Origin of the sequence: Ruminococcus callidus ATCC 27760, assembly GCF_000468015.1 — a bacterium.
In the GTDB taxonomy this organism is placed as follows: Bacteria; Bacillota; Clostridia; order Oscillospirales; family Ruminococcaceae; genus Ruminococcus_C; species Ruminococcus_C callidus.
The window spans coordinates 1-8,770 of the sequence record NZ_KI260459.1 but is presented as its reverse complement, the minus strand read 5'-3'; the positions used below and the strand labels follow the sequence as shown (position 1 = coordinate 8,770).

Annotated in this window: 7 protein-coding genes; 1 reads left to right on the top strand and 6 read right to left on the bottom strand. The window is 55.1% G+C overall.

The genetic code is table 11. The annotated features are described in order from the left end of the window. The first annotated feature begins 235 nt into the window (after positions 1–235). A complete protein-coding gene (locus RUMCAL_RS11550; RefSeq protein WP_040648106.1) occupies positions 236–685 on the top strand; it encodes a SpoVA/SpoVAEb family sporulation membrane protein in 450 nt (149 codons plus the stop codon). Here RUMCAL_RS11550 and RUMCAL_RS11545 read toward each other — a convergent pair. From RUMCAL_RS11545 to RUMCAL_RS11520, 6 genes are all read right to left on the bottom strand, one after another. Continuing rightward, a complete protein-coding gene (locus RUMCAL_RS11545; RefSeq protein WP_021683080.1) occupies positions 661–1,506 on the bottom strand; it encodes a metallophosphoesterase in 846 nt (281 codons plus the stop codon). The two genes, RUMCAL_RS11550 and RUMCAL_RS11545, sit on opposite strands and share 25 nt — an antisense overlap. 141 nt (positions 1,507–1,647) lie before the next feature. Then, positions 1,648–4,296: a DNA gyrase subunit A gene (gyrA, locus tag RUMCAL_RS11540; RefSeq protein WP_040648109.1), complete on the bottom strand. Its 2,649-nt coding sequence runs from the start codon at positions 4,294–4,296 to the stop codon at positions 1,648–1,650. A gap of 256 nt (positions 4,297–4,552) precedes the next feature. Then, on the bottom strand, positions 4,553–5,086 hold the full coding sequence (locus RUMCAL_RS11535) for a hypothetical protein (RefSeq protein ID WP_021683077.1): 534 nt from the start codon (positions 5,084–5,086) through the stop codon (positions 4,553–4,555). Positions 5,087–5,098: 12 nt separating this feature from the next. Next, the gene (gene gyrB, locus RUMCAL_RS11530; protein WP_021683076.1) at positions 5,099–7,045 is read right to left on the bottom strand and encodes a DNA topoisomerase (ATP-hydrolyzing) subunit B; all 1,947 of its coding nucleotides are present in this window, start codon (positions 7,043–7,045) and stop codon (positions 5,099–5,101) included. Between the two features lie 169 nt (positions 7,046–7,214). Beyond that, positions 7,215–8,366 carry a DNA replication/repair protein RecF gene (gene recF / locus RUMCAL_RS11525; RefSeq protein ID WP_021683074.1) on the bottom strand — a complete coding sequence of 384 codons (1,152 nt, stop codon included), beginning with the start codon at positions 8,364–8,366 and terminating at the stop codon, positions 7,215–7,217. Beyond that, positions 8,363–8,596, bottom strand: a complete 234-nt coding sequence (locus RUMCAL_RS11520) for an RNA-binding S4 domain-containing protein (protein ID WP_040648104.1) — start codon at positions 8,594–8,596, stop codon at positions 8,363–8,365. Before RUMCAL_RS11520 ends, recF begins: the two co-directional genes overlap by 4 nt. Between the last annotated feature and the right edge of the window lie 174 nt (positions 8,597–8,770).

Sequence of the window (8,770 nt, the reverse complement as noted above, 5' to 3'; positions counted from 1 at the left end):
CGAGCGAATTCCGCCGGACGGTTTTGACATGGCAACACTAGAAGTTACATTTCACGTAGGAACCCCTCCACCAGCTTCGCTGGTCCCCCTCCCCTTTCAGGGGAGGCTTATAAGCAAATCTGCTGTTGTGATTCCGCGGAGTGATACGGGCATCGCCCTTTACACATTCCCAAGCAAAAATTTCACGCATAACTGCACCAAAACTGCACATACTCCGGAAAAAGGAGGGCTTCTCATGAAAATCAGTCGTGAACTCTATCAAACCATGCAAAATCAGACCGCCCCGAAATCCAAGTCGTGGAAAAACATTCCTCTTGCATTTCTGACAGGCGGTCTGATCTGTACAATCGGCGAAGCCGGTATCCATATTCTGACGGAATTCTGCGGTGTGGAGCAGAAAACAGCTGCCGCGTGGATCTCTATCGGGCTGGTGGCAGTCAGTGCAGTCTGCACTGGTCTGGGCTGGTACGCCAAGCTGGGCAAACACGCCGGAGCCGGCACGCTGGTGCCCATTACCGGCTTTGCAAACGGTGTGGTTTCCTCTGCCATTGAGGCACGCACAGAGGGCTGGGTCCTCGGCATCGGCACCCGCATTTTTGCCATTGCGGGGCCAGTCATTCTCTACGGCACTTCCGCTTCCATGGTATACGGGCTGATCTATTATTTCTGGACGCTGTTCAGATAGATCATGTTGATCTCCGGCGGGTTGAACAGCCGCGGCTTGCCGATGCCGCCGGATACATACAGCTTTGTGCCGCCTTTCTCGTACAGCCCCTTGTCATATTTCGGAAAAAATCTTCGCTCCGGCGACAGCACGCCGCCCACAAAGGGCAGCCGCACCATGCCGCCGTGGACGTGTCCGGACAACACCACATCTGCACCCCAGCCGGCGTAGCTGTCCAGCAGCAGGGGATTATGTGCCAGCAGCACCGTGCAGCCCTGCCGTGTGCCCAGAGCCTGTGTCAGGTCGTCCGCCGTATAGGGCTGCAAGTGCCGGAATCCGCGGTTGTCGTCCCGATAGATCCCATACGCCAGTTCGGCTCCCGCCAGATACAGCGGGGGACAGCCGGACTTTTCCAGCGGAACCGTTTCATTTCGCAGCGGGTGACAGCCTGCCTGCTCCGCCATTGCCCAGAACTCCTGCTGCACCTCCGGCGGCAAGTCCAGTTCGTGATTTCCCGTGCAGAGATAGGTGGGGCTTATTTTCGAAAGTGCCTGCAAAAATGACGAGATTTCGTGAAAGTCCCGCATATCCCGCGAGATCATGTCACCGGTGAGGACGATCACGTCCGGCTGCAATTGCTGTGCCTGCCGAATGATGCGGCAGTTGCCCCTGCCCATTTGCCGGTGGTGCAGGTCGGTGATTTGCAGCAGGGAAACGCCGTCCCAGCCGGCAGGGAGATGTTCCAGCGAGAGCGTTTGTTTCCGCACCCGCAGAACATGCTGCTCGATGCAGAACCAGATGCCCAGCAGAATCAGCAGCAGGAAAAGAATCCAGAATATCATGGTACACCTCTTTTAAGTGGTTTGTTTCACGTGAAACATGCGGCGGACTGACCTGCTGCCGCATACAACAACAGCGGCAGAAATTCCGCCGCTGCTGGTTTCTTTATTGTTGGTTGTCTGTCGGTTGTCGTACATCACCGATCATTCCGCAGATTCGTCTGTAGAACTGTCTGTGATGCCCTCTGACGGGGTTTCTGCCTCTCGTACAGGAATTGCCTCGTCTGTTACAACAGGCTGTTCAGAGCCGTCCTGAAGGCTCTCTGCATCGTCCTCGTCCTGTGCCGCTTCGGTACGGGTAAAGGCAACTACCTTTTGTCCCTCGTTGACACGCATGACACGCACACCCTTGGCAACACGTCCCATGGCACGAATCTCGCTGCATGCCACACGAATGATAACGCCGTCACTGGAGATGAACATCAGGTCGTCGCTTTCGTCTACGACCTTAATGCCGCAGACTGCACCGTGTTCCTCGTCCACCTTGTAGTTGGTAAGTCCCAGACCGCCGCGGGACTGCATGCGGTATTCTGACAGGGCGGTCTTTTTGCCGAAGCCGTTTTCCGTCACAGTCAGCAGGGAAGCACCCTCACGCTCTCTTGCCATAGATACCACGGCATCGCCCTTTCGCAGGGTGATCGCCTTGACACCGTGTGCCGAACGGGACATGGGGCGGACATCGCTTTCGTCAATGCGAATTGCCATACCGTTGCGGGTGGCAACAAACAGCCGGTTGGAGCCGTTGGTCAGACGCACTGCGGCGATCTCGTCGCCCTCGTCCAGACCAATGGCGATCAAGCCGTTCTTCCGCACGTTCTTATAGTCAGACAGTGCTGTCCGCTTGATCTTACCATTGCGGGTAATCATGACCACATACTTGCCCTCGTCGAAGTCCGGCGTGGTGAGTACTGCGGCAATCTTTTCTCCGGCGTTCAGGGGCAGCAGGTTCACGATATTGGTGCCGCGGGCATTCTTGGAACCCTCCGGCAGTTCATAGCACTTCAGCTTATACATGGTTCCCAGATTGCTGATAAACAGGATATGGGAGTGGGAAGAACTAATCATCAGTTCGCTGACGAAGTCCTCCTCCCGCTGTTTCATGCCGGTGACACCGCGGCCGCCACGCCGCTGGCTCTTGTACACATCGGCAGGGATTCGCTTGATATAGCCGTTCTCGGTATAGGTGACTACGCAGTCCTCCACCGGAATCAGATCCTCGATGTCCACTTCGCCCTCGACTGTTTCGATCTGTGTGCGGCGGGCATCGCCGAACTTCCGGCGAATCTCGTTGAGGTCGTCCATGATGATCTGGTATACCCGTTCCCGATTTGCCAGAATGTCCAGCAGGTCGGTGATCTTCTGGATCAGGGCATACAGTTCGTCGGTGACTTTCTGCCGTTCCATGCCGGTCAGCTGTCCCAGACGCATCTGTACAATTGCCTCTGCCTGCTCCTCGGTCAGCCCCTGCTTGTGTTCCAGCTGGTAGCCCTCCATGTCGTATTGTGCACGGTCGAGGAGAGCCGACATATCCACGTCCTTGAAACGCTCGATCAGGCGAGCCTTACCTTCCGGAACGGTCTTGCTGTCCCGCAGAATGGCAATGACTTCGTCGATATAGTCGATCGCCAGCAGGAAGCCCTGGAGAATATGGGCACGCTTCTTTGCCTTTTCCAGATCGAACTTGGAACGATTGGTGATGACTTCCACCTGAAATTTCAGGTATTCCTCCAGCACCTGCTTCAGGCTCAAAGTCTTGGGCTCACCGCCCACCAACGCCAGCATATTGACGCTGACGGTATCCTGCAACTGGGTATAGGTAAACAGCTTGTTCAGCACGATCTGCTCATTGGCATCTTTTTTCAGTTCGATAACGATCCGCATGCCCTCACGGCTGGATTCGTCCTGAATGTGGGAAATGCCCTCGATCCGCTTATCCTTTGCCAGATCGGCAATGGACTTCACCAGACGGGCCTTGTTCACCATGTACGGAATTTCCGTCACGATGATCGCCTGCCGTCCGCGAACCTTTTCAAAATGAGTCTGTCCGCGGAGCGTCAGCTTGCCCTTACCGGTGGCATATGCCGCACGGATACCGCTTTTGCCCATGAGAATACCGCCGGTGGGGAAGTCCGGTCCCTGCACACAGGTCATCAGTTCGTCCATGGTGCAGTCCGGTTTTTCCATCAGCATATGAATGCCGTCAATGACCTCGCCCAGATTATGGGGCGGGATATTGGTCGCCATACCGACTGCGATACCCACAGAGCCGTTTACCAGAATGTTCGGGAAACGGGAGGGGAGCACTTCCGGTTCTTTCAGGCGGTCGTCATAGTTGGGGACAAAGGGCACCGTTTCCTTGTGAATGTCTGTCAGCATTTCCAAGGCAATCTTGGACATTCTGGCTTCGGTATAACGGTAAGCAGCAGGCGGATCGCCATCTACGGAACCGAAGTTACCCTGACCGTCTACCAGCATATACCGCATTGAGAAACTCTGTGCCAGACGTACCAGTGCATCATAAACCGACGCGTCACCGTGGGGGTGATAGCTACCGAGCACGGCACCGACGGTATCCGCACACTTGTGGTACGCCTTATCCGGTGTCAGTCCCTTTTCGAACATGGTGTAGAGGATCCGCCGGTGTACCGGTTTCAGACCGTCCCGCACGTCCGGCAGGGCACGGGCAACGATGACCGACATGGCGTATTGCAGAAACGAGTCCTGCATCTCCCGACCAATTTCGATGGGGGTAATTTTTTGTTTTCCGTTGGTAAAGAAATTTTCTTTTTCCATTGAAGTGTTATTATCCATCATTCTATATTCCTATCACGGCGGCAAAACCGCCTTTTCCCTTTCGGGGTGTTTTGTCGTATGGGTTTGTGTTTCACGTGAAACACAGGCTGCTTTCGGTGACATAGCAACGGACAAAGGGCAGTTTGTCCCTGTGCCATTACTGCAAAGCAATCCCTCAGTCAGTGCTTCGCACTGCCAGCTCCCTTTTCAAGGGAGCCGAATCATACAGCATTGCCTTATGTTTCACGTGAAACAGTCATGCTTCCTCTGCTGACTGCTCCGGCAGTGCTTCGGCGGACTGTTCCAGTGCTGATTTCGGCAGCACGTAGAACATCTTCTTGCCGTCACAGACCAGATAAAATTCCTCGAACTCCTGCACATAGGCAGTCGCCAGGGGGATTCGGGATTCGGGGATCTGCTCAGTTTCGTCCTCGCTCTGCTGGATCCGGATCCGCAGCACCTTGCCGTCATTGCAGGCGGTGAACTGTTCGAATTCCAGTTCCTGCACCGCGTCCAGCACCATGCGACGCTGTTTCCGCGGGTTGTACCACAGCATAAAGATCGCCGCAAGGCAGATCATCATGAGAAAGTATGCCGTCTTATTGCTGGGGTCTGCCACTGCCGACACCACGAACGACACCAGCAGAATGAAAAACAGTGCCATCATCACATAGCTGCGTTTCATGACAAACTTTTTCTGAAATGCCGCGAAGCCGTCCCGATAATACTCCCGCTTGATGTGATACGGGGCAGTGGTGTCGAATACCGGCAGCGTTGTTGTGTTTTCCATGGTATTTCCTCTTTATACGTCCAGATTCTGCACATAGCGTGCATTCTTCTCGATAAACTCCTTACGGGGAGCAACCTTATCGCCCATGAGGATCGTGAAAATTTCGTCCGCCTTTTCTGCGTCCTCCATGTCCACGCGGATCATGGAACGGGTTTCCGGATTCATGGTGGTTTCCCACAGCTGTTCGGAACTCATTTCACCCAGACCTTTGTACCGCTGTACGCCGACCTTGGCAGTGCTGCCGTCGGCATCGGCGAATTCCGCAATGTACTTGTCCCGTTCGGCTTCGTCGAATGCGTACTTGTACTTCTTGCCCTTGAACACCTTGAACAGCGGCGGCTGTGCCAGATAGATGTTGCCGTTGGTAATCAGCGGCCGCATGAACCGGAAGAAGAACGTCAGCAGCAGGGTGCGGATATGCGAACCGTCTACATCGGCATCTGCCATGATGATGACTTTGCCGTACCGCAGCTTCTGAATGTCGAAGTCCTCGCCGATGGAGGTGCCCAGTGCAGTAACGACCGGCATCAGCTTTTCGTTGCCGTAAACGCGGTCGATACGAGCCTTTTCCACGTTCAGCATCTTGCCCCAGAGCGGCAGGATCGCCTGATAGCGGCGGTCACGTCCCTCCTTGGCGGAACCGCCCGCAGAGTCACCCTCGACGATATACAGTTCCGTGCCCTCGGTGGACTTTTCCTGACAGTCTGCCAGCTTGCCGGGGAGAGAGGCACTCTCCATGGCGGACTTGCGGCGTGCCGTTTCCTTTGCCTTCCGAGCCGCTTCCCGTGCCACCTGTGCGGACACGCTCTTGTCGAAAATTGCCCGTGCCACGGTGGGATTTTCCTCGAAGTAGCTCATCAGCTTATCAAAGACCATTTTCTCCACGAAGGGCTTGACTGCCGGATTACCCAGACGGCCCTTGGTCTGTCCCTCGAATTCGCACTCGGTCAGCTTGACGGAAACGATCGCCGTCAGACCTTCCCGCACATCATCGCCCAGAAGCTTCTGTCCGTCCTTGAGCAGACCGAACTTTTTGCCGTATTCGTTGATGACTTTGGTCAGGGCATTCTTGAAGCCCACCTCGTGAGTACCGCCGTCGGCGGTGTGAATGTTATTGGCAAACGAGAGGATCATCTCGTTGTAGCTATCGTTGTACTGGAGAGCCACTTCTGCGAAAGCGTCGCCGTCCATGCCGGAAACGTAGATCACGTCTTCCGACAGGGCTTCCAGACCACGCTTCTGATGGAGATATTCCACGAACTGGCGGATACCGCCCTCATAGTGGAGCACTTCCGTGCGGGGTTCTGCTTCGTTCCGCTTGTCGGAAAAGACAATGCGGATACCGGCATTCAGGAACGCCTGTTCCCGCAGCCGCTTCAGCAGAATTTCATAGTCGTACTCAGTAGTTTCCTCGAAAATTTCTGCATCTGCCTTAAACTCGACGGTGGTACCGGTTTCGGTGGTGTCCCCGATCACACGGAGCAGTTCGTCATAGCTGCCGCGGTGGAACTCCTGAAAATACACGTGTTTGCCGTCCTTGACGGTCAGCTTCAGCCATTCCGACAGGGCGTTTACGACAGACGCACCGACACCGTGCAGACCGCCGGAAACTTTATATCCACCGCCGCCGAACTTACCGCCGGCATGGAGAATGGTATACACGACAGTTGCCGCAGAGATGCCCTCTTTCGGGTGAATGCCTACCGGAATACCGCGTCCGTTATCGGATACGCGAATGACATTTTCCGGCAGAATATCTACAGTAATTTCGGTACAGAATCCTGCCAACGCCTCGTCAATGGAGTTGTCTACGATCTCGTAGACCAAGTGGTGCAGTCCTTTGGGACCAGTCGATCCAATGTACATGCCCGGACGCTTTCGAACCGCCTCCAGACCTTCCAGCACCTGAATCTGATCCTCCGTATAATTCTGTGCACTTTGTTTCATTTCTTCTGTCATATTTGATTCCCTCGATTTCCCGCCGAAGCGGGAGTAGTTTGGATTTCGAATGATTTCTTTTTACGGCAGACTTCTGTGGAATCCACAAAAATTCGCCGTGTATTTCCCTTTTTCACAGCTTCAAACAAGTTTTCCACAACGTTTTCAACAGTCTGTGGAAAACGGAATTTCAAGCAGTTTCGGGACGATTTTCCACATCGCCGGTCAGCATGCCGTCTTTCAACAAAAACCGCTTGCCGTTCTTTGGGGAAAGCAGGGATTCGGGGTGACAGGTGGTCACAAAGACCTGCATCTCCTGCACGATGGTGGAAACCACCGCCTGACGAGCCTCGTCCAGTTCGCCCATGACATCGTCCAGCAGCACCACCGGTGATTCTTTCCGGCGTTTGCTGTAGATCTCCGCCTGTGCCAGCTTCAGAGCCAGAGCCAGACTTTTTTTCTGCCCCTGCGAGCCGAATTCCTTTGCGGGCTTGCCGTCAATGGCGAGGAGCAGGTCATCCCGATGAGCCCCGCTTGCCGTATGTCCCAGCAGCAGGTCAGAGCTGCGGCTCTGCCGCATTTTTTCGCCGTACTGCTGCACCAGTTCCGGTGTCCGCGTTTCCGGCAGGGTGTCCTGTGCGTCTTTTCCGAACACGCTGGACTGATAGTGAAGGGAAACGGTTTCCCGTCCCCGTGCGATCTGGGCGTACAGCGGCACGCAGACTTCCGCCAGCCGCCGGACGTAGATGCCCCGCTGGACGGCGATCTCGGTGCCCAGCTGTTCCAGCTGTCTGTCCCAGATCTCCAGAAGTCCTGCCGCCTGTGTCTCCGGCAGCCGTTGTTTCAGCACAGCATTTCGCTGCTGCAACGCCAGCTGATACCGCCGCACCAGCCCCAGCATAGGGGCGTGCAGCTGGGCACTGCACAAGTCCAGAAACGTCCGCCGCCGTTCCGGACCGCCCTCTACGAGAGAGAGGTCTTCCGGCGTAAATGTGACGCAGTGGAACACGGAAAACAGGGCACTGCTTTTCTGGGGAACATCGTTGCACCAGATCTTTTTTTCCGGTACGGTACCGGAAACCATGCACAGCCGGACAGACTGTTCCCGTCGGGCATCCTGGAATTTCGCTTCGACCTGCAAATTGCCGCCGGAAAAGGGGAGATAGTCCCGTTCCCGCGTACCGCGAAAGCTGCGGCAGCCGGTGAGTGTCCAGATCGCCTCCAGCAGGTTGGTCTTACCCTGTGCATTTTCGCCCAGAATCAGATTATAGGACGGATCGGGAATCAGGGAAACCCCCTTGAGATTCTTGAAGCCGTCCACGGACAGGGCAGTCAGTTTCATGCTTCTGCCGTCACCTGTACCGTAAATTTATCGACGGATACCGTATCCCCCGGGCGAATTTTCTTGCCACGCATGGTGCAGACTTCGCCGTTGACTTTCACGGCTCCCTGCTGCACCAGTTCCTTGGCAAATCCGCCGGTATCGCAAAGTCCTGCGAACTTCAGCAGGGAATCCAATTTAATGAATTCCGTGTGAATGGATACAGAAATATGTTCTTGATTTTCAGCCATATATACCTCCTGCATGCGGCGAGTCGCCGCTGACCCTACGCCCCAATTTCAACTGTAAAAGGGTAGTGTTACGGCGGCGGCAGCCGCCTGTATGCCCCTCCGGGGGATTTTTGTTGATAAGAATCTATGAAGGAAAGTTGCTTGTGTAATCTTCGGGTGATGCATTGCCGCATA

Excerpts from the sequence above, each read along its gene's own strand:
- RUMCAL_RS11535 (WP_021683077.1), bottom strand. The coding sequence starts at position 5,086 with ATGGAAAACACAACAACGCTGCCGGTATTCGACACCACTGCCCCGTAT.
- RUMCAL_RS11545 (WP_021683080.1), bottom strand. The coding sequence starts at position 1,506 with ATGATATTCTGGATTCTTTTCCTGCTGCTGATTCTGCTGGGCATCTGG.
- gyrA (WP_040648109.1), bottom strand. The coding sequence starts at position 4,296 with ATGGAAAAAGAAAATTTCTTTACCAACGGAAAACAAAAAATTACCCCC.
- recF (WP_021683074.1), bottom strand. The coding sequence starts at position 8,366 with ATGAAACTGACTGCCCTGTCCGTGGACGGCTTCAAGAATCTCAAGGGG.
- RUMCAL_RS11520 (WP_040648104.1), bottom strand. The coding sequence starts at position 8,596 with ATGGCTGAAAATCAAGAACATATTTCTGTATCCATTCACACGGAATTC.
- RUMCAL_RS11550 (WP_040648106.1), top strand. The coding sequence starts at position 236 with ATGAAAATCAGTCGTGAACTCTATCAAACCATGCAAAATCAGACCGCC.
- gyrB (WP_021683076.1), bottom strand. The coding sequence starts at position 7,045 with ATGACAGAAGAAATGAAACAAAGTGCACAGAATTATACGGAGGATCAG.